General features: G+C 37.0%; 23 protein-coding genes, 1 tRNA gene and 3 pseudogenes. 22 read left to right on the top strand and 5 right to left on the bottom strand.

Annotated features, from left to right (window positions below; all coding sequences use genetic code 11):
* Positions 1–95 precede the first annotated feature (95 nt).
* From hfq to ACFILD_RS04590, 4 genes are all read left to right on the top strand, one after another.
* Positions 96–335, top strand: coding sequence for an RNA chaperone Hfq (hfq, locus tag ACFILD_RS04605; protein ID WP_005773461.1), 240 nt, complete (start codon positions 96–98; stop codon positions 333–335).
* 54 nt (positions 336–389) lie between these two features.
* Positions 390–1733 (top strand): GTPase HflX, encoded by a 1344-nt coding sequence (gene hflX / locus ACFILD_RS04600; protein ID WP_375664826.1) that lies wholly within the window; start codon positions 390–392, stop codon positions 1731–1733.
* Between the two features lie 144 nt (positions 1734–1877).
* Complete coding sequence (locus tag ACFILD_RS04595; protein WP_375664825.1) at positions 1878–3704, top strand: hypothetical protein; 1827 nt, start codon at positions 1878–1880, stop codon at positions 3702–3704.
* Positions 3705–3850: 146 nt separating this feature from the next.
* Positions 3851–4927 carry a COX15/CtaA family protein gene (locus ACFILD_RS04590; protein WP_375631268.1) on the top strand — a complete coding sequence of 359 codons (1077 nt, stop codon included), beginning with the start codon at positions 3851–3853 and terminating at the stop codon, positions 4925–4927.
* A gap of 20 nt (positions 4928–4947) precedes the next feature.
* Here the strand turns inward: ACFILD_RS04590 and argC are convergent, their stop codons facing one another.
* Positions 4948–5880 carry an N-acetyl-gamma-glutamyl-phosphate reductase gene (argC, locus tag ACFILD_RS04585; protein ID WP_273791387.1) on the bottom strand — a complete coding sequence of 311 codons (933 nt, stop codon included), beginning with the start codon at positions 5878–5880 and terminating at the stop codon, positions 4948–4950.
* A gap of 322 nt (positions 5881–6202) precedes the next feature.
* On the opposite strand from argC, the gene glyA reads away from it, so the two are divergent.
* The 6 genes from glyA (at position 6203) to nusB (ending at position 10739) form a co-directional block, all read left to right on the top strand.
* Entirely contained in the window at positions 6203–7516 is a 1314-nt protein-coding gene (glyA, locus tag ACFILD_RS04580) for a serine hydroxymethyltransferase (RefSeq protein ID WP_273791386.1), read from the top strand.
* 11 nt (positions 7517–7527) lie between these two features.
* Positions 7528–8010 (top strand): transcriptional regulator NrdR, encoded by a 483-nt coding sequence (nrdR, locus tag ACFILD_RS04575; RefSeq protein ID WP_273791385.1) that lies wholly within the window; start codon positions 7528–7530, stop codon positions 8008–8010.
* A complete protein-coding gene (gene ribD, locus ACFILD_RS04570; protein WP_273791384.1) occupies positions 8003–9130 on the top strand; it encodes a bifunctional diaminohydroxyphosphoribosylaminopyrimidine deaminase/5-amino-6-(5-phosphoribosylamino)uracil reductase RibD in 1128 nt (375 codons plus the stop codon). The genes nrdR and ribD overlap by 8 nt, the downstream gene beginning before the upstream one ends.
* The gene (locus tag ACFILD_RS04565) at positions 9112–9729 is read left to right on the top strand and encodes a riboflavin synthase (RefSeq protein WP_375637483.1); all 618 of its coding nucleotides are present in this window, start codon (positions 9112–9114) and stop codon (positions 9727–9729) included. The genes ribD and ACFILD_RS04565 overlap by 19 nt, the downstream gene beginning before the upstream one ends.
* 81 nt (positions 9730–9810) lie before the next feature.
* Positions 9811–10266: a 6,7-dimethyl-8-ribityllumazine synthase gene (locus tag ACFILD_RS04560; protein WP_273791382.1), complete on the top strand. Its 456-nt coding sequence runs from the start codon at positions 9811–9813 to the stop codon at positions 10264–10266.
* Between the two features lie 2 nt (positions 10267–10268).
* Positions 10269–10739 carry a transcription antitermination factor NusB gene (gene nusB / locus ACFILD_RS04555; RefSeq protein WP_273791381.1) on the top strand — a complete coding sequence of 157 codons (471 nt, stop codon included), beginning with the start codon at positions 10269–10271 and terminating at the stop codon, positions 10737–10739.
* 77 nt (positions 10740–10816) lie between these two features.
* Here nusB and ACFILD_RS04550 read toward each other — a convergent pair whose 3' ends face one another.
* Positions 10817–11296, bottom strand: a complete 480-nt coding sequence (locus ACFILD_RS04550) for an outer membrane protein assembly factor BamE (protein ID WP_273791401.1) — start codon at positions 11294–11296, stop codon at positions 10817–10819.
* 221 nt (positions 11297–11517) lie between these two features.
* On the opposite strand from ACFILD_RS04550, the gene ACFILD_RS04545 reads away from it, so the two are divergent.
* From ACFILD_RS04545 to ACFILD_RS04525, 5 genes are all read left to right on the top strand, one after another.
* On the top strand, positions 11518–12075 hold the full coding sequence (locus ACFILD_RS04545; RefSeq protein ID WP_273791380.1) for a DUF177 domain-containing protein: 558 nt from the start codon (positions 11518–11520) through the stop codon (positions 12073–12075).
* A gap of 145 nt (positions 12076–12220) precedes the next feature.
* Positions 12221–13291: a phosphate acyltransferase PlsX gene (gene plsX / locus ACFILD_RS04540; RefSeq protein ID WP_273791379.1), complete on the top strand. Its 1071-nt coding sequence runs from the start codon at positions 12221–12223 to the stop codon at positions 13289–13291.
* A gap of 49 nt (positions 13292–13340) precedes the next feature.
* Positions 13341–14315, top strand: a complete 975-nt coding sequence (locus ACFILD_RS04535) for a beta-ketoacyl-ACP synthase III (protein WP_273791378.1) — start codon at positions 13341–13343, stop codon at positions 14313–14315.
* A gap of 77 nt (positions 14316–14392) precedes the next feature.
* Complete coding sequence (locus ACFILD_RS04530; RefSeq protein WP_273791377.1) at positions 14393–14707, top strand: integration host factor subunit alpha; 315 nt, start codon at positions 14393–14395, stop codon at positions 14705–14707.
* Positions 14708–14903: 196 nt separating this feature from the next.
* Entirely contained in the window at positions 14904–15407 is a 504-nt protein-coding gene (locus tag ACFILD_RS04525) for a MerR family transcriptional regulator (RefSeq protein ID WP_273791376.1), read from the top strand.
* 1051 nt (positions 15408–16458) lie between these two features.
* On the opposite strand, the gene thrS is transcribed toward ACFILD_RS04525, so the two are convergent.
* The 3 genes from thrS to ACFILD_RS04510 all read right to left on the bottom strand — a co-directional run bounded on the left by thrS (position 16459) and on the right by ACFILD_RS04510 (position 19326).
* Positions 16459–18435, bottom strand: coding sequence for a threonine--tRNA ligase (gene thrS, locus ACFILD_RS04520; RefSeq protein WP_375664823.1), 1977 nt, complete (start codon positions 18433–18435; stop codon positions 16459–16461).
* 111 nt (positions 18436–18546) lie between these two features.
* Positions 18547–18897, bottom strand: coding sequence for a membrane protein insertion efficiency factor YidD (yidD, locus tag ACFILD_RS04515; protein ID WP_273791374.1), 351 nt, complete (start codon positions 18895–18897; stop codon positions 18547–18549).
* A complete protein-coding gene (locus tag ACFILD_RS04510) occupies positions 18898–19326 on the bottom strand; it encodes an iron-sulfur cluster assembly scaffold protein (RefSeq protein WP_273791373.1) in 429 nt (142 codons plus the stop codon).
* Between the two features lie 125 nt (positions 19327–19451).
* Here ACFILD_RS04510 and folE point away from each other — a divergent pair, with 125 nt between their 5' ends.
* The 7 genes and pseudogenes from folE to ACFILD_RS04475 form a co-directional block, all read left to right on the top strand.
* Positions 19452–20063 (top strand): GTP cyclohydrolase I FolE, encoded by a 612-nt coding sequence (folE, locus tag ACFILD_RS04505; protein WP_273791372.1) that lies wholly within the window; start codon positions 19452–19454, stop codon positions 20061–20063.
* A 137-nt stretch (positions 20064–20200) separates the two neighbouring features.
* Positions 20201–20285: transfer RNA gene (locus ACFILD_RS04500), tRNA-Leu, on the top strand.
* A gap of 193 nt (positions 20286–20478) precedes the next feature.
* Positions 20479–21651: an alpha/beta hydrolase gene (locus tag ACFILD_RS04495; protein ID WP_375637488.1), complete on the top strand. Its 1173-nt coding sequence runs from the start codon at positions 20479–20481 to the stop codon at positions 21649–21651.
* 137 nt (positions 21652–21788) lie between these two features.
* The gene (locus ACFILD_RS04490) at positions 21789–22295 is read left to right on the top strand and encodes a hypothetical protein (RefSeq protein ID WP_273791370.1); all 507 of its coding nucleotides are present in this window, start codon (positions 21789–21791) and stop codon (positions 22293–22295) included.
* A 658-nt stretch (positions 22296–22953) separates the two neighbouring features.
* Positions 22954–23140 (top strand): annotated as a pseudogene (locus ACFILD_RS04485) (Arm DNA-binding domain-containing protein); the annotation flags it as partial.
* A pseudogene (locus ACFILD_RS04480) lies at positions 23140–23672 on the top strand (hypothetical protein); the annotation flags it as partial. The pseudogenes ACFILD_RS04485 and ACFILD_RS04480, both read left to right, overlap by 1 nt.
* Before the next feature lie 45 nt (positions 23673–23717).
* Positions 23718–24036: pseudogene (locus ACFILD_RS04475) on the top strand (phage tail tape measure protein); the annotation flags it as partial.

Raw genomic sequence — 24036 nt, 5'->3', positions numbered from 1 at the left:
CTGAATTTTGAAGCTTCTACGTTGACAATTGGATATTTTTCAGTCGATATGCATGCACGAATATTTTATGCAATCTAGATAAAGGTGTAAGAATAATGGCAGAGCGATCACAACACCTACAAGATGTGTTTTTAAATACGGTGCGTAAGCAAAAAATTTCCCTTACAATTTTTCTTGTCAATGGCGTTAAACTCACGGGTATTGTAACTTCATTTGATAATTTTTGTGTTCTTTTACGCCGAGATGGACACGCGCAATTGGTTTATAAGCATGCTATTTCTACGATTATGCCTGGGCAGCCTGTACAGATGTTTGAGGGTGAAAGTCCTGAGTAAACATATCATTTTAAGATAGACCTCTTATCCCATTTTAAAAGTACTTAGATTGCTATGATAAATGAAAATGAGAGATTAGGAGGGGTATTTGCGCAGAACACAGGACAGGTGCGCGCACTTGTTTTGATACCGTTTTTTCAAGAAAATAGAAGTGAAAGCTCTTTGAGAGAGTGTTCTGTATCTTCTCGTGTTAAAGAGTCATTAGGGTTAGCGCGTGCTATAGGGTTAGAAGTTGTTAATTATGAAACGATTAATATTGCAACGCCTCGCTCTGCGACTCTCTTTGGAAAAGGTAAAGTAGATGCGTTAACCTGTTATATAGATGAATATTCTATTGAGCTTGCGATTGTAGATCACTTTTTAACGCCAGTACAGCAGCGTAATTTAGAAAAATTATGGAATTGTAAAGTTATCGATAGAACGGCTTTGATTCTTGAAATTTTTGGGGATCGTGCACGAACAAAAGAAGGAGTTTTGCAAGTAGAGTTAGCGCGTTTGTCCTATCAAAAAGGGAGGCTTGTGCGTAGTTGGACACACTTGGAAAGGCAACGGGGGGGGCGTGGCTTCCTAGGTGGACCTGGTGAGACGCAAATTGAAGCAGATAGGCGTCTTTTACAAGAGAAAATTATTCGTATTCGCCGCGAATTAGAAACGGTTATTAAAACACGTGCACTTCATAGAGCAAAAAGGAAAAAAACATCTTATCCTGTTGTGGCACTGGTAGGATATACGAATACAGGAAAGTCAACTCTCTTTAACCGTTTAAGCGGTGCAGATGTTTTAGCAAAAAATATGTTATTTGCAACGCTTGATCCGACTTTGCGCAAAGTTGTCCTTCCCCATGGAAAAACTATTCTTTTGTCTGATACTGTAGGGTTTATTTCTAATTTGCCAACAAATTTGATTGCAGCTTTTAGAGCAACCCTTGAAGAAGTGGTTGAAGCGGATCTCATTCTTCATGTAAGAGATATGTCAGATCTTGATCATCGAGCACATGCTCAAGATGTTTTAGAAGTGCTTTCAAGTCTCGATATCGATATTGATGATATGGAGCATATCATAGAAGTTTGGAACAAGATTGATATGTTGGATGGGCAAGCATTGAGTGTTTTACAAACAAGCGCAAAAACACGATTAAATCCTGCTCTCATGGTATCAGCACTTAAAGGGGATGGACTTGATCAATTATTAAGAGCCATTGAAGTGCGAATTTTTGGAGAGGTGCAAAGCATTGAATATCTTTTACAGCCTCATGAAATGTCGCTTATCGATTGGTTTTATGAAAACTCTGCGGAAATAGTGCAAGAAGGACATGATGATGGGTCTATTACCATTAGAGCCGTTATTACTTCTGAAGCAAAAAAGCAATTAGAGAATATCAAAATAAATATGAATTAAGTTCTTTAAAGCTATTGTTGAACATTTATGCTTAAATTTTATGTTTTTCTTATCTTAAAATAATATGACAGCAAATTAAGAGGATAGTTACTACTTTCTCTTAATAAAACAATATGAAGAAGTATTTTGCTGGTTAAAATAAAGATGAGTCTTAAGTGTAATAAAAGACTATTCGTACGTACCGTATGGCGAAGCATTTTGATTGTTTTGCTATTACAAATGCTATGTGTATCTTTGATTTGGTTGTATTATTTTGTCCAGCCCCGTGGTTACCAAGCAACTTTAGTATTTTCATTATCTGATTCTGTAGGAAAACCATTACCAATTAAAAAGCAAGACGATGTTATCGCTTTTTTGTTTTCACAGCCTATGTTCTTCAATGATTCGAATTTTTCTTTAAGTGCTTCTTATAAGAAAAAAAATCATGAAAATATCCATTTATCGCGTCATGGTGATTTTATCGATCTTACTTTTGAAGCCGAGACACTTGAAGCAGCTCAACGTGGGTTGGAAATTTGGTTTTCCGCATTTTCACAAGCAATCATAAAACAGAAACAATTTTTGTTAAATGATAAATTAGAAGACAAACAATATGATAATACTGCAATCGTTAATATCGTGCAGGAATTTCGTAAATCTGTTGATTCTTTTATTCAGCATGGTGTAAAACAAACAGAGCTTCATGATCTTTCGATGCAATTAACGCAAGCAACTTTAAAGCGTATTCATTTAACAAGTTTGAATTCAACAATTAATATGATGCGTGAAAATGGGCAGTCTTTACTGTCTTTATCGTTTATTGCAGGCAATTCAGCAATTGTTTCTCTGGAATCTAAACGTGACCTCTTGGAAACACAAAGAGCACATATGGCTGCGCAATTGGGGTGGACACATCCTCAAATTAAAGCGATGACTGCAGAATTAGAGACAGTTTCTCATCAATTAAAAAATAAAATTTTACAAATCGTTTATCAAGTTCATTCAGATGAGGTTATTGCAACGGAATTAGAAAAACAGCTCAAAAAAAGAATGAACTTTTTTGTAAAAGATCAATCCCAATCTTTGAATGAAATATTTAACGAGTTTGAAAATAAAATAAAAGCAGCAGTCGATGCACAAAATGAAGCGATGAGCAAGTCTGCTCAACGAAGAGAAAAAATTATTGATTCATATCGGAGATTGAGTGATGATCCTCTTCTCTTACAAAATACAAATATCCACGTGGTTATGCCAACAACGTTAGCACCAATTTCTTTTATGGCTCTTTATGGAAAAAATATTCTTGTGAGTGCATTGGCCAGCTTCCTTACTCTTTTGCTAGGAATATTGTTATTTTATCCGTGCTTTAAAAGCAAAAAAGACCAACTCTCAGAAGAGGGTTTGAGATCAAAAGAAAATGCTCTTAAGAAGAATGAGAGTATTTTAGTCTCTCAAGAAATGAAAAATTTTGAAGCTTTTATTACGATAGAGGGATTATCTGATGTTTTGAAATGGCGTGCTTCAACCATTGTTTCAATCATTGGACCAGAGGCTGCACGGACAGCGGCAAAGCTTTCACTTCATCTCACAAAAGAGAATAAAACAATTTTGTTGGTCGATATTTCTGGTCAACAAATAGAGAAAGTCATTGGCCCACATCGCGGACTGAGTGATATTTTAACAGGCAATGCCAAGTTGCATGATGTTATTTACCGTGATTATGATACGGGGGTTGATATTCTTCCTCAGGGGTTAACAAGTGCTATTTCTGCACAAGATTTTTCAAATGACATTTCTCATATATTACAAGAATTTAAAAAAGAATATGATTTTATCATCCTAGAGATGGCAAGTGAACCAAAATATGGATTTGAGCAATTTGCAGAGCTAACAGACTATTATATTTGTAATACTGTTCTTAATGAACAAGAATGGATGATGCGGATGGTAGACAGCTTTCCAAAGACTGTTTATCGCATTGTTGCATCATAAGCTTCGTAAAAAAGAAATATGTATCGCATGTTATAGTGGTACGCTTGTTTTTTGCTAAAGTTGTAGTACATACTAAAATAGACAAAGAGTTAATGTTTAAATTTTAAAATGCATTTTAGTTGGAGAGAAGCGTGGGGCAATCAGAGATGGCAGTAAAGAGATTAAACAATAGCATTTTAACACCTGTGCAAAAGAAAAATAGAAAACAAATACAGGTGTGGCTTTACTCTATTTTATTGCTTTGTTTGGCAATTGTCTTAGTGGGTGGCGCTACTCGTTTGACGGGATCAGGATTATCTATAACGGAATGGAAGCCAATACATGGCGTTATTCCACCGATTGGTGTGGATCAATGGCAAGAGGAATTTTTAAAATATCAACAGATAGCACAGTATAAGCTGCTTAATCCTGATATGACTTTAAGTGCTTTTAAGGTCATTTTTTGGTGGGAATGGGCGCATCGTTTTCTTGGGCGTCTTGTTGGTCTTGTTGCTTTATTGGGGCTCATTTGGTTTTGGGCGACTAAGCGTGTTGAAAAAAATATCTTACTTCCGCTTATTGTCGTGCCTATTCTTATCGCCTTTCAAGGCTTTATTGGTTGGTGGATGGTTGCTTCAGGGATTGGGCAAAGTAATTTAACAAGTGTGAGCCAATATCGTTTGGCATTTCATCTTATAACGGCATGTTTTGTTATTGTTTTTGTTACTTATTTATCTCGAGGACTTGCAGAATACTCAGAAAAGCCAGCAAATCAAAAGGTGCAATATTTTGCGGCTTGGCTTGTTATTCTCGTCTTGATAGAGATTTATTTCGGAGCTTTGGTTGCAGGGCTTCATGCTGGAAAAGTCTATAATACATGGCCGCTTATGGATGGGCAGATTATTCCTGATGGATTGTTGCAGCATCGTCCTGTTTGGCTCAATTTATTCGAAAATTCCTTAATGGTTCAATTTATTCATCGGTTTTTTTCTTATTTTTTATTTATTGTCTCAGTTGTTCATGCTTTCTATGTACAAAAAAATGTTCCACATTCCACCCATTCTCGTCGTGCATTTCTTATCTGTGTTATGATTATTATCCAAGCACTCTTGGGTATCTTAACACTGTTACATGAGGTTCCGATAAGTTTAGGGCTCATTCATCAAAGTATGGCACTAGCAGTGTTATGTTTTGCGGTTGCGCACTGGCGAGCAACAAAAGGGGCATATCGCGTTGTTGAATAAAAGTTTGTGTTTAAGGAGGTTTAGTCGCTTGAAAGCATTAAATCGAGGTTTTGTATAGCCGCAGCTGATGCGCCTTTTCCTAAATTATCGAATATGGCGCTGAGATTAAAAATACCTTCACGATCATTTCCAAATACGAACAGTTTCATATCATCTTTATTGGCTAAACACTCTGGATTAAGTCTTTGAAGTGAAGCAGTTTCTTCTTGTGATGCAACTAAAATGGTATTTTGTCCATCGTAATGGTTTGCGAGAATTTCGCGCAAATCAGAACAGTTTGCTGATTTTGTGAATAAATGGCGGTGCAGAGGAAGATTCACAATCATTCCCTGAGAAAAACGACCCACACTTGGTATAAAAAGTGGGGTTTGATTGATTTGTCCATAGATTTTGATTTCTGGCACATGTTTGTGTTCAAGATTAAGACCATAGATAAAATAATTGTCCTGAATATTTTGTTGAGATTGATTTTCCATTTGTAAAATCAACTGTTTCCCACCACCAGTATAGCCGGAGATTGCATTAATCGAGATGGGATAATAGGCGTCTAGTAGTCCTGCTTCACGGAGGGGGCGAATCAAACTAATGGCCCCGGTAGGGTAGCATCCGGGATTGGTTACATAATGTGCAGCTTGGATGCGCTTTCTTTGTCCTGCTGTCATTTCAGGAAAACCGTAAACCCAGTCTGGTGCAACACGGTGGGCTGTCGAGCTATCAATAATCCTAATGTTTTTATTTTTTTTAAGCCAATGAACTGTTTCGCGTGCAGCATCATCTGGAAGACACAAAATAGCAATATCGGCTTGATTAAGATAGTCTTGTCGCAGATGAACATTATGGCGATCTTTATGAGCTAGAGAGAGTAGTTTTAAATCTGTACGCCTTTCTAAGCGTTTTTGTATTTGTAGTCCGGTTGTGCCATGTTCACCATCAATAAAAACTTTGGTTAGCATTCTTATTTGCCTTCGTATTAACTTTGCCTATTATATTCAGCTTTTCACATTATAAATTATTTCTAATCATTAAATTATTGAATTTCTTTAGATTATAGATATTTTTTGTAAAAGGTGTAAACAAATTAAGAGTGTAAAAAAAGAAATGTAATCTCATTTTTACCATTCTTGAGAGGGAAGTTTTTCGCTGTTTTTATAACAAAGAATAAGATAAATATTTGCTTCATTATTTTTGAGTGTAAGTGGTTTAAAATGTTTGGTTTGCATGGTTTGCTGTGTTATCGTTTCTTGACTTTATTTTTTTATGTTAGGAATGTGTTTTATGACTCAGCAAGAAAATGACGCACAAAAGCGCTTTTTTAATGATAGTTTACAAACTGTTGATGGTGCAATTTTTGATGCAATTAGAGGGGAGTTTGAGCGTCAACAACATGAAATTGAACTGATTGCTTCAGAGAACATTGTTTCAAGAGCGGTTCTTGAAGCGCAGGGGTCTGTTTTAACTAATAAGTATGCAGAAGGTTATCCAAGAAACCGCTACTATGGTGGATGTCAATTTGTTGATGTCGTTGAAGATTTAGCCATTGAAAGGGCAAAACAGCTTTTCGGTGCTGCTTTTGCAAATGTACAGCCTAATTCTGGTAGCCAAATGAATCAAGCTGTCTTTTTAGCTTTACTGAAGCCTAATGACACATTTATGGGATTAGATTTAAATGCTGGTGGTCACCTTACGCATGGTTCATCTGTTAATATGTCAGGAAAATGGTTTGATGTTGTTTCCTATGGTGTACGTAGAGAAGATCAGATTATTGATATGGATGAAGTTGAGCAGCTGGCAAAAGAGCGTAAGCCCAAACTTATTATAGCGGGTGGTTCATCTTATCCACGGCTATGGGACTGGAAGCGATTCCGTGAAATTGCAGATGAGATTGGTGCTCATCTACTTGTTGATATGTCTCATATTGCTGGTCTTGTTGCTGGTGGCGTGCATCCTTCACCTGTTCCACATGCGCATATTGTAACAACAACAACACATAAGTCGCTTCGAGGTCCTCGTGGTGGTTTAATATTGACAAATGATGAGGCTTTATCCAAAAAAATTAATTCTGCAATTTTTCCTGGTCTTCAGGGTGGTCCTTTAATGCATGTGATTGCCGCAAAGGCTGTTGCGTTTGAGGAGGCTTTGCGTCCCTCTTTCAAGAGCTACAGTGCCAATGTTGTCGCTAATGCGAAAACTTTAGCAAAAACATTACAGAGTAATGGTTTTAATATTGTTTCTGGTGGTACAGATAATCATTTGTTGTTGGTTGATTTACGTTCCAAAAATCTAACAGGTAAACGTGCTGAATTGGCTTTGGGACGCGCTCATATTACCTGCAATAAAAATGGTATTCCTTTTGATTCTGAAACGCCATCTATAACATCGGGAATTCGTTTGGGATCACCTGCTACCACAACGCGTGGTTTTTTAGAAAAAGAGTTTATTCAAGTTGGTCATCTGATTTCAGAAGTTCTTGATGGTCTTCGGAGCGCAAAAAGTGATGAAGATAATCATGCCGTTGAAATGGCTGTTGAGAAAAAGGTAAAAGATATAACGAATCAATTTCCTCTTTACTCTTATCTTAGCACTTGTTAAGGATACAAAGGATGCGCTGTCCTTACTGCCAATATGAGGATACACAGGTTAAAGACTCACGTCCAGCAGAAGAGGGCGCAGTGATTCGTCGCCGTCGTGTGTGTTCCGTTTGTGGTGGTCGTTTTACAACTTTTGAACGTGTTCAGTTGCGCGAGCTCTTGGTTGCTAAAAAAAGTGGACGATGTGAACCCTTCGATCGTGATAAGTTAATGCGATCAGTTGATGTGGCTGTACGTAAGCGCAATATTGATCCTGATCATATTGAACGAGCAATTTCTGGCATTGTACGTCAGCTTGAAAGTTTGGGAGAACCAGAGATTTCTTCAGAAAAAATTGGACGTCTTGTGATGGAAGCATTGAAGAGAATTGATGATATTGCTTATATTCGTTTTGCTTCTGTGTATCGAGATTTTCGTAATGCAAGCGATTTTCACGATGTTATAGATGAATTGTCAAAGGGTATCGCGGATACAGAATCTCGTTTTGATGAATAAAAAAGTGCAAGATGAACGGTTTATGGCTGCAGCTATTCGTTTAGCAGAACGTCATGTCGGTCTTACAGGTGGGAATCCTTCTGTTGGTACGTTAATTGTGCAAAACGATAATGGTGCGGGAGCTTTTATTGTTGGCTATGGCGTAACAGCTATTCATGGGAGTCCTCATGCGGAAGTGCAAGCTTTACACATGGCAGGTTCTTTGGCTCAAGGAGCGACTGCTTACGTTACTTTAGAACCTTGTGCGCATTATGGAAAAACTTCGCCATGTGTGAATGCACTTATTGATTCAGGTGTTTCTCGAGTTGTTGTTGCGCTGACTGATTGTGACAAGCGTGTTGATGGTCATGGTATTGCTCTTTTACGAGCGGCGGGTATTGAAGTGGTTGAGGGCATTTTAGCTGAAGAGGCTTTTGAATCCTTATGGACGCATTGGTGCATAAGGAAGATACAACGCTGTGCGGTTACTTTTAAAATGGCAATTTCTGCCGATAATGGTGTTGGAAAAAGAGAGAAGGGCAGCGTAAAAATTAGTGGAACACTTTCTCATGCCCATACGCATATTCTACGTGCTCAAAATAATGCTATCCTCGTTGGTATTGGTACTATATTAGCAGATGATCCACAACTCAATTGCCGCTTGCCAGGGATGGAGATGCGCTCACCAATTCGTATTATTTTGGATGCAGATTTATCTATCCCCCTTGATGCAAAAGTTGTCCAAACAGCCATAAAAATTCCTACATGGGTTATTTGTGATGTGGATCTTTCAAAGAAAAGCAAAAAAAATGCATTGGAGCAATATGGTGTGTCTGTTTATTCGGTCGAGATGAACAATGGTTGTGTAGAACCCTTTGCTCTTTTACAGATGCTTTATAAACATGGGATTAATAGTGTTTTATTGGAAGGGGGCGTCAAGACAGGGGAAAAATTTTTGAATGCTGGTTGTGTTGATCATTTGATATGTTTTCATACCCCCATTGTTTTAGGCAAAAATCGTATTGAAGCCCCTCATTTTGGAAATTATCTCTCGCAGTTTCATGAGATTGAGACAAGAATGTTTGGAAATGACCGTTTTTATAAGTGGAGACGTAAGACATTATGTTCACAGGAATTATAACGGATATTGGTTGTGTTGAAGATGTTCAACCTTTAAAGCAGGGGATGCGTTTAAAGATTTCTACCCGCTATGCTATAGAAAGCTTAGCAATTGGCGCGTCAATTGCTTGTTCAGGAATTTGTCTGACAATTGTAGAACGAGGATTAAAACAAGAAGATTCCAATTGGTTTGTTGTCGAGGCGTGGGAAGAAACATTACGTTTAACGAATCTTGCACAATGGATAAAAGGAACTTTTGTTAATTTGGAACGTTCGCTTCGATTGGGTGATGAAATGGGAGGACATTTGGTTTCTGGTCATATTGATGGTTTGGCTGAAATCATTGATCAAAAAAATGAAGGGGATGCAATTCGTTTTTATTTAAAAGTTTCAGGACAATTTATGCCTTTCATTGTTAATAAGGGATCTATTGCTCTTAATGGGACATCTTTAACTGTTAATTGTGTTGAGGACTGTGTTTTTGATGTTCTTATTATTCGCCATACACTCGAAATGACAACGTGGGGACAAGCTAAAATTGGAGATCGGGTCAATTTGGAAATTGATCAACTTGCTCGTTATGCTGCAAAAATTTTAGCTTTAAAAAGAGAAGATGAATAAGCCAAAACTTTCTTGATCGTTTTCAGAATTTTATGCTTTATAACCCTGATTTTTTTGATTCGTTTTTTGTGGAATTCCATTATGATGAAAGAGATACGTAAAAAGCCTCACGTATTGATTGTTGAAGCACGTTTTTATGAGGGGATTTCTGATGCGCTTTTGAGAGGTGCAGTGAATACTTTGCAAAAAGCTGAAGCAAGTTATGATGTTGTAACGGTTCCTGGAGCATTAGAAATACCAAGTGCAATAGCTTTTGCTGAAAAAAATAAGATATCGTATGATGGTTATGTTGCTCTTGGTTGTGTTATTCGGGGTGAAACATATCACTTTGAAATTGTTGCTAATGATTCTTGTCGTGCATTGATGGATTTAACTGTTCATCAGCACTTGGCTATTGGAAATGGTATTTTGACTGTTGAAAATGAAGAACAAGCATGGGTGCGTGCAAAACTAGATGATAAAAATAAAGGTGGTTTTGCGGCTGAAGCTGCTTTATGTATGATCGCTCTAAAAAAGAGATTTGGAGATAATCGTTAAATATGGCTGATATAAAAAGCAGACATTTTCCGCGTTCAGCCAATAAACGTGGAGCAGCAAGACTCGCTGCAGTTCAAGCACTCTATCAAATGGATATCGTGGGTTCGGGGGTGTTGGAAACGGCAGCTGAGTATGAGGCTTATCGCTTGGGAAAAGATATTGATGGAGAGCAGTATCTTGAAGCTGATTTTCAATGGTTTTTGGCGATTATAACGGGTGTTGTAAAAGATCAAAAGCAGCTTGATCCTCTGCTTCATCAACAGCTTTCAGCAGAGTGGTCTCTTTCACGTCTTGATTCTATATTGCGAGCAATTTTACGAGCAGGTTTATGGGAGTTGATCAACCGTAAAGATGTCCCCGTTGCGGTTGTCATGAATGAATATGTTGACATAGCAAAGGCGTTTTTTGAAGGTGATGAACCGAAACTTGTTAATGCAGTTCTCGACAGTATGGCAAAAAAAGTTCGCCTCTAAGAGCTACAAATTCCCCTATTATTAGGTCTGATAGTATCAGACCTAATAATATTGAAACGGTATGTAGACTATATGATTTAGTTATGGCGTGGCAAATTCGCAGGGCCTTTTATAATTTGAATTAAGAAAGGATGTTCTTTTGTTACAGTTGGCGTTGTTTGTGTAATAAAATCAAACACTTGACCGTCTTGTAATCCGTAATTTGCAACTTTTGCAACCTGATTATTTTTATTGAAGTAAATGGCTAAAACTTTGCGATCAATAATCTTTGTTTTCATAAACTGCATCCCACGATAACGTGTCTGTGAGATGTAATAAAAAACTTCATTATCATATTTTGTTTTTAATGAAGGGGTCCCTAAAGTTAAAAGAACTTGCTCTTGACTTGAGCCAATAGAGATAGAACTTAAAGCATTTTTATCAAGAACATAGCCCTCTCTATAAATTTGGCTCGAACCTGAAGAATCAAGAAGACTACACCCAGCAAGCATTCCTATGCTTGCTATTGATAGACCAATTAATAATTTACGTTTGATTAAGGCTATTATGTGAGGCATTTGAAACAATGATATCTCCTTTTTATACTGAGATGTAGGACAAGAAGGCAACCTCAAGTTTTTTCTAATTTTAACTTAATCTACCGTAGCTTACACTGAGTTTCCTTGTTATAAAGCAAATTATGCCATATAGAATTTCTTTAGAAAAGAAAAAAATGCATAAATACTTGAGATAAATAAAAACACAGTGCTTTATGCGTTTTTATGTTTGGGAGTTGTCAATGAATGTTCAAAATGTTCCTCAAATGACATTTGCTTTGGCTTATCCAATATCCGTACGTTCTCTACCTGCTAAAGGTATAAGGGTTCATCTTTGTGCAAATAAAAAAGAATGTACACATTTAGCCCAGAACCATAATTTAATTGAAGTAAAATCTTGTGAGGGAAAATTCCATATTTTCCCGTGGAAAAAACGCGGAGTGCGTATAAAAGGTCTATTGCAAGCGCGTATACTGCAGTTATGTGTTGTTACATTAGAACCATTAGAAAATATCCTTTGTGAAAATATTGAGGTTGTTTTTGTTCCTGAAGATTCAAATTTGATGAAGCCTAAAATATCAGAGGATACAGGAGAATTGTTTTTAGATGTGGAGGGGCTTGATACTCCTGAAGTGTTTTATGATGATAAAATTGATATTGGTGCAATCATGGAAGAGTTTTTTGAGTTGTCTATTAATCATTATCCACGTAAAGAGGGGATACAGATGAATATGGTTGAAAATTTAGAAGAAGCAGAGCAAAAATTCTCTCCATTTTCTGTTTTGAAAAATTGGAAGTGATTGTAAAAACATACAAAAAATATCTATTTGTATGCTAAACGGCATTTCTGCGGAGCGATGTTTTCGCAAGATGTGCTGTGTGAGTGTTCAGGAGCCAAAAATCATAATATGTATTTAAAAATGAAAAGATGTGGGATATGCAAGCGTGATTAGAATTTCTGTGGATGTCATGGGCGGTGATTACGGTCCAGAAGCAGCTATTGCAGGAGCAGCAATTGTACAAAAATATTTATCAAATATTTATTTTCTGTTTTATGGAGTAGAGGAGGCTGTTCGTCCGGTTTTAAAAAAATATCCCTGTTTGGATTCTGTATCGCGCTTTTGCCCTACAGAAAGTTATACACGCATGGATGAAAAGCCAAGCCAAGCACTTCGTAATGGACGTGGTAAATCATCAATGTGGTACGCCATTGAAGCGGTAAAAAATGGTGAAGCTGATGCTTGCATTTCTGCTGGTAATACGGGTGCACTTATGGCCATGTCGTATTTTTGTTTGAAAATGCTTGCAGAGGCTGAGCGTCCTGGTATTGCGGGTATCTGGCCAACACTGCGCAGTGAGAGTATCGTTTTAGATATTGGAGCAACAATAGGTGCCTCGGCTAGTCAGTTGGTTGATTTGGCGGTTATGGGAGCGGGTATGTTTCGCGCTTTATATCACACTGAAAGACCAAGTGTTGGGCTTTTAAATGTGGGGGTGGAAGAGGTTAAAGGACTTTATGAAATAAAAAAAGCAGGAATGATATTGCGTGAAGTGCAATTAGAAGGATTGGAATATAAAGGATTTGTTGAGGGCAATGACATTGGAAAAGGAACGGTCGATGTTGTTGTGACAGAGGGGTTTTCTGGTAATATTGCTTTAAAAACCGCAGAAGGAACTGCGCGACAGATAGGGGAGATTTTAAACTCTGCACTGCGCAGTTCTTTTTTAACATCTCTTGGTTATTTTTTATCGCGAGGTGCTTTTCGTATACTGAAACATAAAATGGATCCCGATAGGGTGAATGGAGGAGTGCTTTTAGGTTTGAATGGTGTTGTTATAAAAAGTCATGGCAGTGCCAATGCTAATGGTTTTGCTTCTGCTATCCGCGTTGGTTATGAAATGGTTAATAATGGACTTTTAAAAAAAATAACGGCTGATTTACGGCGGTTTCATGAGAATAAAGAAACACTTCTTGACCAAGAAGATGAAGCGGTGATGAATGGAGAGTCCTTATGATAAGCTCTTATAATAGAAATGAAAAATTTGAAGAAAAGGTAAGAGCTGAATGATTCGCTCAATTATACGTGGTGTAGGAAGTGCTTTGCCAAAAAGAAGTTTATCAAATGATGAGATTGCAAAGTTTGTTGAAACGTCAGATTCATGGATTGTTCAGCGTACAGGAATACGCCAACGTTATATTGCCAGTGAAAATGAAACAACTGTTTCTTTAGGAGTTGAAGCTGCGCAAGCCGCCCTTATAAATGCTGGTCTTACAATAAAAGACATTGATTGTATTATTTTAGCAACGTCCACCCCGAATCGTACTTTTCCTGCTTCTGCTGTTGAAATTCAGCATGCTTTGGGAATGAGCCATGGATTTGCTTTTGATATTCAAGCTGTTTGTTCTGGTTTTATTTTTGCTTTAACAACAGGAGATTCTTATTTACGATGTGGAGCGGCTAAAAGAATTTTAGTTATTGGATCCGATACATTTTCTCGAATTTTAGATTGGGAAGATCGTACGACATGTGTTTTGTTTGGTGATGGTGCGGGTGCCGCTATTTTGGAAGCTCAAGAAATTGAGGGGACTATTGCTTTTGAGCGTGGTATATTGTCTGCAAAACTGCGCTCTAATGGTGCTTATATAGATAAGCTATATGTTGATGGTGGACCTTCAACAACACAAACGACAGGCTATTTGCGTATGGAAGGACGAGAAGTTTTTAAATATGCTGTTGGTATGATAACGGATGTGGTTGATGATTGTTTTGCAGCTGCAGGTATGGATTCTTCACAACTAGATTGGTTTGTACCTCATCAGGCTAATAAGCGCATTATTGAAGCATCTGCTAAAAAGTTGGGAATTTCACTAGATAAAGTTGTGATTACCGTTGATCAACATGGTAATACGTCTGCCGCATCAGTTCCGTTGGCTTTAACAACAGCTGTTTGCGATGGAAAAATAAAAGAAGGAGATCTTATCATGTTAGAAGCCATGGGAGGTGGATTTACATGGGGAGCAATTCTTATTCGTTGGTAAATTATGGCTACTTGACCATATTTCAAGAAAACGTATAAGTCATTTTGTAATTTTAAATATTTTAATAGGTGGTTATAATGACAAGTAAGACAGTAACGCGTGCAGATTTAGCGAGCGTAGTTTGTAAAAGAGTGGGCTTGTCACATACTGAATCAGCAGCTTTAGTCGAATTGGTTTTGGATGAGATTTGCAACTCACTTGTAAGAGGTGAAGCGGTTAAATTATCTTCTTTTGCAACTTTTCAGGTTCGCAGTAAAAATGAACGTGTTGGACGCAATCCAAAAACAGGTGTTGAAGCACCTATTCCGCCGCGACGTGTTGTGACGTTTAAGGCTGCCAATGTCCTTAAACAGAGAATTTTAGATTCGCATCGTGCAAAACAGAAAAAATGATATCTCATAAATAAATGCCATGGTATGTTTGGTATTTGTTAAAAAAATGTATAAAATAAGGGTCTTTGTTTTTTAGAAAAAGACTGTTGAGTAAGTTGTCAATGATGGTCTTATTTTTGACTAATCTTGTTGAGAAATTGAGACAGAATGAGTCATTGTGAAGTAATTTATTTTGTTTTAAATAAGGTGTTGCAAAATGGATAAAAGCTCTGATGCTTTTCGCACAATTAGCGAAGTAGCGGAGTTATTGGAGCTTCCGCAGCATGTCTTAAGATTCTGGGAAACACGTTTTAGGCAGATTAAACCAATGAAACGTGGGGGAGGAAGGCGCTATTATCGCCCTGTCGATGTTGATTTGCTCAATGGTATTAAGCAGTTACTATATGATCAGGGTTATACGATAAAAGGTGTGCAACGCCTTTTGAAAGAAAATGGTGTTGCTTTTGTGACTGCATTTGGTAATGGTGATCTTGATGCTATGAATGTGGTCATAGAAAAGAAACATGCAGGACAAACTTCTGAAAATGCTAGTAATAAGCCTAAGAAATCTTCTTTTGGGCTTTTGAGTTTCATGAGGAATGAAGGAGAAACATCTGTCGGTTCTGTGAATCTTTACAAAGATAAAACTGATAAAGCATTGTTACAAGAGATTCTGTTTGAACTCATTGAATGTAAGCGTGTTCTTGATAGAGCACGATAATAATAATATTTTTTTATTTTATATGTGTTTCGTAGATATTTAGACGTTTTATGGATATGCTCAGAGTTTAATACGTTCAACGAGTGGTCATGTATCGTATGTGTATATTTAACGAGTTTTTTTATAAGAGTTTTTAATTTGATAAAATATGAAGAGGAGAAAGAATAAACGCTGAGTTTTGCCATTTTTCTTTGATTTAGCTTTATAAAAATTAAGGCAATATCTCATCAGTGTAGATTGCGGGATGTATAATGCCATTGGCTTACCAATTCATGTGCTTGTTTTAAAGAGATGTTTCTTAAGGCTTCTTAATCTTATTTTACTATAATGCCTTGTGAATGATTAATGGTAAACTCGTTGAGTACTGCTATTTTTACATTTATAAAGAAGCAAGTCAGCATCATCATTATAGTTATAGTCGGTCCTCAATGATTGCAACAATCCTTAGCACTTTAGGCGGTTCATTGTGGGCATTTTAAAAGTTCTTTCTCAATAATTTTTATCCACACACTCATTCTGCTTGTTTCGTGCAAGCAAATGATTTTGATAGATTCAACATAAACATATTTAAAACGAGAGAAGCCTATGATATTCGAAACCTTATTTAATATGAATAACGATATATTACCATTATAAATCAATATCTTGTCTTTTTATAAGAGCTTATCTTACGAATAAGACATATCATTGTTCAGCTAATTTTACATATTTTTTATTAATAAATATAATCTTGTTTTCAGCCTTCTTGCTTGATGTTGCTATAATTATCGTAATGATCTATCCATGATAGTAGCAGCATTTTTTCATTATAAAAGTAAAAGATTAATGTTATTATTAATATTCAATTGTCTATGTTGTTTGTATTTAAACAGCTCATAGCTTACATTCAACTTTTTCACCAAACCACCTTGTAGAGAGAGCACGTGATTCTTTCTGGTGATAGGTAGTTGTGCATGAAACAAAAACACACTACAATATCAAATCATTTCATTTTGTACAAAAATTGAAGATTTATAGTAAAAAAATTAACGTATTACCATCTTCTGTGATATTATGCATTTATTACACGTTGCAAATCTGGAGGTGTTGCCTCATTTGAGAGTTGTTTAATTGCATCTTCTACAGATAAAAGGGTTTGATTTGTACTTCCTAAGCGGCGCATATTTACGCTGTTTGTTTCAGCTTCACGTTTGCCACATACCAAAATTACGGGAACTTTTTGTAAAGAATGTTCTCGTATTTTATAGTTAATTTTTTCATTGCGGAGATCTATTGTTGCGGAAAGCCCAATAGCTTTAAGTTTTGCTGTTATTTTTTGGGCATATTCATTTGCTTCGGATGTAATTGTTGCAACAACAATTTGTTCAGGAGAAAGCCAAAGTGGCATATGTCCAGCAAAATTTTCGATTAATATACCAAGAAAACGCTCCATTGATCCAAAAATAGCACGGTGGATCATAACAGGTTGACGTTTTTCTGAATCTTTATCAATATAGAATGCACCAAAACGTTCAGGAAGATTAAAGTCTATTTGTGTTGTTCCACATTGCCATTCACGACCGATAGCATCCTTTAATGTATATTCAAATTTTGGACCATAAAATGCTCCTTCACCCGGAAGGATGCTTGTTTTGATTTGTCCTGCAAATTTTGTTTCAATCGTTTTAAGGACAGATTCCATGATACTTTCTGCATGATCCCATAATGCATCAGATCCAACTCGTTTTTCTGGACGTGTTGAAAGCTTAAGACTAATTTCTTTAAAACCAAAATCAGCATAAGTTGATAAAATAAGATCATTAATACTGAGACATTCATCGGCTAATTGTTCATCAGTACAAAAAATATGCGCATCATCTTGTGTAAAACCACGCACACGCATAAGACCATGTAAAGAGCCTGAAGGCTCATAACGATGAACAAGTCCAAATTCAGCAAGTCTAATAGGCAAATCACGATAAGATTTTAAACCATGTTTAAAAATTTGAACATGACCAGGGCAATTCATTGGTTTAAGGGCATAAACATTCCCATGATCTGAATCTTCTGCTGCTGGAATTACTTTGAACATATTCTCCTTATACCAGCCCCAATGACCAGATATTTCCCAGAGTGACCTATCGAGAACTTGTGGTGCATTAACTTCAGCATATTGATGATCATCAAGGCGTCTACGCATATAGCTGATTAAATTTTGGAACATTTTCCAACCTTTTTTGTGCCAAAAAATCATTCCTGGCCCTTCTTCTTGAAAGTGAAATAAGTCCATCTCACGTCCCAAGCGGCGATGATCACGTTTTTCAGCTTCTTCTAGCATATGGAGGTAGGCTTTTAAGTCATTTTCATTTGCAAATGCTGTTCCATAAATTCTCGTGAGCATTGGATTATTGGCATCGCCACGCCAATAAGCTCCTGCAACTTTCATTAATTTGAAAGCATTCCCAATTTGCCCTGTAGATTGCATGTGCGGTCCGCGACAAAGATCAAACCACTCCCCTTGATAATAAACTTTTAAATCTTGATTTTCAGGAATGCTATCAATAAGTTCAACTTTATAAAATTCCTTTTTCTCAGAAAAAATTTTTCTCGCTTTTTCACGAGACCAAATTTCTTTTCTAATAGGTTTATTGCGTTGGATAATTTCACGCATTTTCTTTTCAATAATAGTGAGATCATCTAATGTAAAAGGTTGTTGGCGTGCAAAATCATAATAGAATCCATTCTCAATAACAGGACCTATTGTTACTTGCGTTTCAGGAAAGAGTTCTTGTACTGCTTCAGCAAGGACATGGGCGCAATCATGCCTTATGAGCTCAAGAGCGCGTGAATCTTCTCGGGTAATAATCTCTACTTGACCAGATTGTCCCAATGGATCCGATAAGTCTCGCGTGATACCATCAAGACTATAGGCGACTGCTTTTTTTGCAAGTGATTTAGAAATAGATTCTGCTAATTCCAAGCCTGTCATTTCGGCGGGGTAATTACGTTTTGAACCATCGGGAAAAAAAAGAGAAATAGAGCAAGACATAAAAACACCCTTTTAATCCAATTCCGCTAACGATTGCGGATGGTTTCGTGAAAATTGAGTAAAAAGCTTATAGACTGATTTTTTATCAATACATATGAAAAAAGAAAAGGATTATTTGTTGTGTTTGTCAGAAATTTTCCAGTAACGCCAAGGTTTATAAAAACAGCAAGAATTTCCAAGCGAAATAGGTACTGGATCAAAGCCATCTGTTCCAAAGGGCCCACAACGCATGATACGAAAGAGTCCCATCCATGCACCAGCCCAAAGCCCATGGCGTGCAATCGCTTCATATATATATTCTGAACAAGTCGGGGCATGGCGACACTGATTGCCTATAAGGCTCGAAAGTGTTATTTGATAGAAACGTATTAAGAAAATTCCCAATAATCGTCCGGGTGTTTTTTGCCAAGTGCCTGTGTAATTTCGAGTCAATTTTTTTTGTTGAGATTGTGATTTGAACATTTATTTTTCTTCAATTTGTTGAATGCAATCTATCGTTGCATCAAAGGGTAGTAGTGTTGCTGTATGGCGCACTTTATAGTCTTTAATGGGCTGTAAGCAAGAAAAATCCTCAAATGGAGCTTGAGGAGAAGGACCATTTTGCGTTAGCATTTTGTAGATAACTTCACGCAATATTTTAAGATCTTGTGTTGTTTGTCCGATGATATGAGATGCTAAAAGTGAAGCCGAAGCTTGCCCTAGCACACATGCATGTATTTCGTGAGCAAAATCCGTAATAATACCATTTTCCACTTTTAAATCTACAGTGATTGTCGAGCCACAAAGATGTGCATGTTTTCTTGATGTTGCATCAGGATTATTAAGACGCCCAATTTTGCCTATATGTGCAGCATATTTAAGTATTTTATCATTATAGATATTATCAATCATGCACTATTGCCTGAAATTTTAAGAGTCGTGATTGTTTAAACTTTTAATTCGCTTATATAGAGATTATACAAAATGAAATAGGTATGGAGCAAATGCTTTGTATAGAGTAAGCTTGGAGTTTTTGAATGCGTAATGTTGTTAAAGAAGACGCAAATTTATCTGAAGAAAAGCGTCCGAGTATTGAAGAGGTGGAAGAAGCGATTCGTACATTACTCTTATGGATAGGGGAAAATCCAAATAGAGAAGGGCTTTTAGATACTCCAAAACGTATAGCCAAGGCATATCGCGAGCTTTTTAATGGTTATAGTCAATCTGTTAAAGAAACCTTAGGTACAGTTTTTGAAGAGGTTTCAGGATATAATGAATCCGTAATCGTAAAGAATATACCTTTTTATTCACACTGTGAGCATCATATGATCCCAATTATTGGGAAAGCACATATAGCATATCTTCCTAATGAGAAAATTGTTGGTCTTTCAAAAATTGTACGTGTTGTAGATATTTTTTCTCGTCGTTTACAAACTCAAGAAGCTATGACAGCGCAAGTGGCTCACGCGTTAAAAACGTATCTGAAGCCTCATGGTTTAGCAGTATTGATTGAGGCTGAGCACATGTGTATGGCTATGAGAGGAATCCAAAAACAGGGCTCTACAACAATTACAAAAAACTTTCATGGTTATTATGAAAAAGATCAAGCGGCACAAACACATTTTATGATGATGGTTCAAAGGTCATAGTAGAGCCCATATTTCTCGTAATCTCTATTAAGTTATAAGTCGTCTGAATAAAATAAATTATGAGAAAAAGAAAATTGGCTTGTACCTTTCTTTATGATTTGTTAAAGGCTAAAAACCAAGGTTTTTTCTTTCCACGTGCGGTCGTGGCGGAATTGGTAGACGCGCAGCGTTGAGGTCGCTGTGGGGCAACCCGTGGAAGTTCGAGTCTTCTCGACCGCACCAGTTAGCAGTGAGTCTCTCTATAATGAGATGAAGTTATGTTAGAGAGAGGGGATTTATACGTATTATAGAAAAATCTTTTTTGTATGTTATTTGTTGGTGTGTTTCTAAGAATGTTTCGTTTTTTATTACTTTATCTATGCATTTGAAATGTTATATTTTTATAAGGTGGGGTGAAATTGCAGTGAGAAGTATAATGATTCTGAGATATTTAACACTTCTTATTTGTGTTTCTTTATTGCCAGCATGTAGTGATTCACGTGCTGTACTTTGGCATGGGGTGCATGCAACACCTTCTATGACTGCCGTAGAAAGGGAAGTTGGAGGGAAACCAGTTTCTCCAAAAGCCATCGTTCCAGTGTATGTTGCAACAAGTCGTATGATGCAAAATAATTACGCTCAACCTTATGGTGCAGAGCGATCAAATAAAGTTCATTATAATCGCGTTGACGTAGGAATTCCTCAGCAACATGTAAAGGGAGTTGTTGAAATAAATGCGTATAAACCTACACATGATAAGTATTTTGCAGCAGTAGCATTGCAAAAATACGATAATAAAGAACAGTTTAAACAGCAATTAAATGCTGCTTTAGCAAAAAAGCCAAAAGGAAAAAGAGAAATTTTTCTTTTTATCCATGGGTATAATAATAATTTTGCAGATGGTACATTTCGTACAGCACAGTTTACACACGATTATTCTTTAAATGTTGTCGCTGTGCATTATTCTTGGCCTTCTGCCGGATCTGTTCCTCTTTATATTTATGATCGTGATAGTGCTAATTTTGCCCGTGACGGATTGATAGAGCTTTTAACGCTTATTAGTGAAACCAATGCTGATCAAATTTCGGTTATTGCACATTCTATGGGCAATTTTGTTATAATGGAAGCATTTAGAACATTAGCTTTACAGGGAAAATATAGGCCTATTCGTCGTATTACAAGTTTATTAATGGCTGCACCCGATATTGATGTTGATGTATTTGAGCGCCAACTTAATGATATAAAAAAACTCCCGCAGCCAACAGCTATTTTAGTATCCAGAACGGATAAAGCTCTCGCGGTTTCAGGACGTCTTACGGGTGGACATCATCGTGTGGGCGATGGCTCAGATATTGAAATGTTGCGTAAAAATGGAATAGCTGTTCTTGATTTCTCTCATGTGGATGGGGGAGCACACAATGTCTTTGCATCTTCACCAACGTTGATGGCTCTTTCTCGAGAAGGTTCTTTGGCTTCCACAATTATGCAAGGTACAGAATTGTCACCTAGTCAAGCCCTTCTTGCTGATGGTAGTAGTGTGTTGGAGAAAACAACACATCTTATCCTTTATACACCTGTACGTTTTCTCTCTCCACGGATTCCACGTTGATAGTGAAAAGAGAGAAGGAGCTCCATCAAATAATGTATTGGAGGTAATGTTTTTTAGCACTTTCTTTAGAATGGTTTTGTAAAATGAAAAATAAATAGCGGGATGAATGTAAAAAACAGTCATTAGGTGAGTTTGTGATGATCACACGGAAACGCTATGTTAATACGCCTACAGTTGTTGATTATTTATCTCATTCCGCAATTAAGTTGTTAGACATTCATGCTATGCTTGTGAAGGTGAGAAAAGGTGATATGGGGGAAAAACCAAATTTATTGCGTCAAATTGATTCTACAAAAAAACAGTTAGATGAGATAAGCCATGCTCTTATTTTAGAATATCGTAAACGCCAAGAAAATGAGCGTTTTTTAAAACAAATTCTGCTATCCATTTCTGATCAACTTTTTGCACTTAATAATGGTTTTAAGGAAACAGGGCGTCTTTTTTTTCAAGAAGTTAGAATACTTCAATCTCAGATGCAATGTTTATATGAGGGAAAGGAGAGGCTGCATTTGTTGAATAGCCAAGAATCTTTTTGTTCTCCGTCAAAGATTGATGAGGTCATTAAACAGTTACAAAAAGCACGAGAAAAGCTTATTCTTGAAAGCCCACATCTCTTTGAAAAAAGCACAAAAGCTAAACAATAAAAGTTCTTTAGTTGAGCAGATAGATAATTTGAATTTTACAGCAAACAACGCTGTTAGATAGAAGGCTATAACCTTTTTAAAGAAAAGAATTTGCTTTAAAAAATGAAACACATGTATTTTATAATCACACTCTTTATCGCATTAAAGCTTTAGAAGACTTTGGTTATATCTTTGCTAAAGTTAAGGCTGATGAATCAGGTGGCTTTATTGAAGAAAATGTTTGTGAAAAGAATTTACAAAAAACTTTCTGATTCTTTTAATAATAGCTCGCCGGATAATTTTGCCAATGTTATGAAGTTGTTAGTATATTCATTAGAAACTTAAACTTTAATATTTTCCTTGGTATAAATTAGCTGAATTTAAAGCATTAAAAAAGAAGTTTGATAAAAATAACATGTTTTGTAAATTCACGTTCATCTCTACCTTCTCTTGGATTTAAAAACACTCGGAAAATGAATAAGCTACACGTAATTAAAAAATATATGGTACCCCCAGAGGGTGGAGCGGGCTTTTGCAACAAGATTCAAGTTATGTAAATATGTGCAAGAGCTATTGATGCAGATAATTTTTTATGTTCCAATAAAAAATTAAGTATTAAAGAAAAAATCTCAAATCAGAAATTAAAGGTGATCTAAGAGGTGGACGAGAGGGGCGTTAAGTGAGGGCTATTCATTGGTTATCAGCATCATTCGTCAAGTCATCTTCACAGGGTAAATTATTGAGATGGGGCAGGGCTATGGTTGAATGTTCGAAAAGACAATACACGCTCTTGGTTTTTTCGCTATACGCACCACAATAAGCGCCGTGAAATGGGACTTGGTCCTGTTACGAAACTCTATTTAAAAAATTAGATGCCATACCAGCCGATCAAGAAGCGGCTGCTTTAATACGCTTACAGATTGAAAATTGTTGTGCGCCTGACATTGCAGTGTTGCGTTTTGCTTGTGTGGATGATTTAAAAAATCAATCGGATTATCAACGAAGTCAAGCTGCTTTTAATTGGTGTGAGGGGCGCTTAAAACCTCTTCATATTGGGCTTGACCGACGGCGCCAACATGTTTTTGGTGTTGATCTTGCCAGATCGGGCGATGCGACGTCGATTGTGGTGATGGAAGTGGGACAAGATATTGGTGCGCCGTGTTCGGTTTATGGTGGAATTGCGCAATACGCCGTTTGACCAACAAAGAGAAATTTTATTTTATGTGGTGAATAGTTTGCCGCGTTTGTTGGGGGGCGCTTTGGATGCACGGGGCAATGGGGCTTATTTAGCCGAAAAGATGGCGCAGCATTATGGGGGGGCTTGTGAAGGAAGTACAATTGTCGCAAAGTTGGTATGGCAAAGAAATGCCGGCTTATTTAGAAGCTTTTGGGGATGGGCTAAACAAAGCCTTTCCAATTTTTGGCAATGGTTGAAGAGTTTTTTTGCCCGCGAAAAGCATCTCTGAGGGTGCCAAGGCTGGTATGGAACAAGCTGGGGAAGATTTAGCAAGTTGGATTGTCGATGGTTTTATGGGCACCATCTCACAATTGACGGATTTTTGTAAATCTTTGCCCTATCGCATTAAGGGGTGGATTGGGTCCATTAATTTAAGAGAGTTTTTGCCAAGTTTTTTGGGGGGTAAAACAGCCATTCAACCGATTGCACAATTTGCAGGGGCTCCTCCTGTAAATTCATCTGCGAGAGAGCAAAGAGACAAAGACCGTTCCCCCATCACACACAATCAAAATGTCACAGTGCATG

This window comes from Bartonella sp. CL162QHHD (assembly GCF_042195435.1).
Classification (GTDB): domain Bacteria; phylum Pseudomonadota; class Alphaproteobacteria; order Rhizobiales; family Rhizobiaceae; genus Bartonella.
This window is presented reverse-complemented; position numbering and strand designations above follow the sequence as displayed.

Excerpts from the sequence above, each read along its gene's own strand:
- hfq (WP_005773461.1), top strand. The coding sequence starts at position 96 with ATGGCAGAGCGATCACAACACCTACAAGATGTGTTTTTAAATACGGTG.
- hflX (WP_375664826.1), top strand. The coding sequence starts at position 390 with ATGATAAATGAAAATGAGAGATTAGGAGGGGTATTTGCGCAGAACACA.
- ACFILD_RS04595 (WP_375664825.1), top strand. The coding sequence starts at position 1,878 with ATGAGTCTTAAGTGTAATAAAAGACTATTCGTACGTACCGTATGGCGA.
- ACFILD_RS04590 (WP_375631268.1), top strand. The coding sequence starts at position 3,851 with ATGGCAGTAAAGAGATTAAACAATAGCATTTTAACACCTGTGCAAAAG.
- argC (WP_273791387.1), bottom strand. The coding sequence starts at position 5,880 with ATGCTAACCAAAGTTTTTATTGATGGTGAACATGGCACAACCGGACTA.
- glyA (WP_273791386.1), top strand. The coding sequence starts at position 6,203 with ATGACTCAGCAAGAAAATGACGCACAAAAGCGCTTTTTTAATGATAGT.
- nrdR (WP_273791385.1), top strand. The coding sequence starts at position 7,528 with ATGCGCTGTCCTTACTGCCAATATGAGGATACACAGGTTAAAGACTCA.
- ribD (WP_273791384.1), top strand. The coding sequence starts at position 8,003 with ATGAATAAAAAAGTGCAAGATGAACGGTTTATGGCTGCAGCTATTCGT.
- ACFILD_RS04565 (WP_375637483.1), top strand. The coding sequence starts at position 9,112 with ATGTTCACAGGAATTATAACGGATATTGGTTGTGTTGAAGATGTTCAA.
- ACFILD_RS04560 (WP_273791382.1), top strand. The coding sequence starts at position 9,811 with ATGATGAAAGAGATACGTAAAAAGCCTCACGTATTGATTGTTGAAGCA.
- nusB (WP_273791381.1), top strand. The coding sequence starts at position 10,269 with ATGGCTGATATAAAAAGCAGACATTTTCCGCGTTCAGCCAATAAACGT.
- ACFILD_RS04550 (WP_273791401.1), bottom strand. The coding sequence starts at position 11,296 with ATGCCTCACATAATAGCCTTAATCAAACGTAAATTATTAATTGGTCTA.
- ACFILD_RS04545 (WP_273791380.1), top strand. The coding sequence starts at position 11,518 with ATGAATGTTCAAAATGTTCCTCAAATGACATTTGCTTTGGCTTATCCA.
- ACFILD_RS04535 (WP_273791378.1), top strand. The coding sequence starts at position 13,341 with ATGATTCGCTCAATTATACGTGGTGTAGGAAGTGCTTTGCCAAAAAGA.
- ACFILD_RS04530 (WP_273791377.1), top strand. The coding sequence starts at position 14,393 with ATGACAAGTAAGACAGTAACGCGTGCAGATTTAGCGAGCGTAGTTTGT.
- ACFILD_RS04525 (WP_273791376.1), top strand. The coding sequence starts at position 14,904 with ATGGATAAAAGCTCTGATGCTTTTCGCACAATTAGCGAAGTAGCGGAG.
- thrS (WP_375664823.1), bottom strand. The coding sequence starts at position 18,435 with ATGTCTTGCTCTATTTCTCTTTTTTTTCCCGATGGTTCAAAACGTAAT.
- yidD (WP_273791374.1), bottom strand. The coding sequence starts at position 18,897 with ATGTTCAAATCACAATCTCAACAAAAAAAATTGACTCGAAATTACACA.
- ACFILD_RS04510 (WP_273791373.1), bottom strand. The coding sequence starts at position 19,326 with ATGATTGATAATATCTATAATGATAAAATACTTAAATATGCTGCACAT.
- folE (WP_273791372.1), top strand. The coding sequence starts at position 19,452 with ATGCGTAATGTTGTTAAAGAAGACGCAAATTTATCTGAAGAAAAGCGT.
- ACFILD_RS04495 (WP_375637488.1), top strand. The coding sequence starts at position 20,479 with ATGATTCTGAGATATTTAACACTTCTTATTTGTGTTTCTTTATTGCCA.
- ACFILD_RS04490 (WP_273791370.1), top strand. The coding sequence starts at position 21,789 with ATGATCACACGGAAACGCTATGTTAATACGCCTACAGTTGTTGATTAT.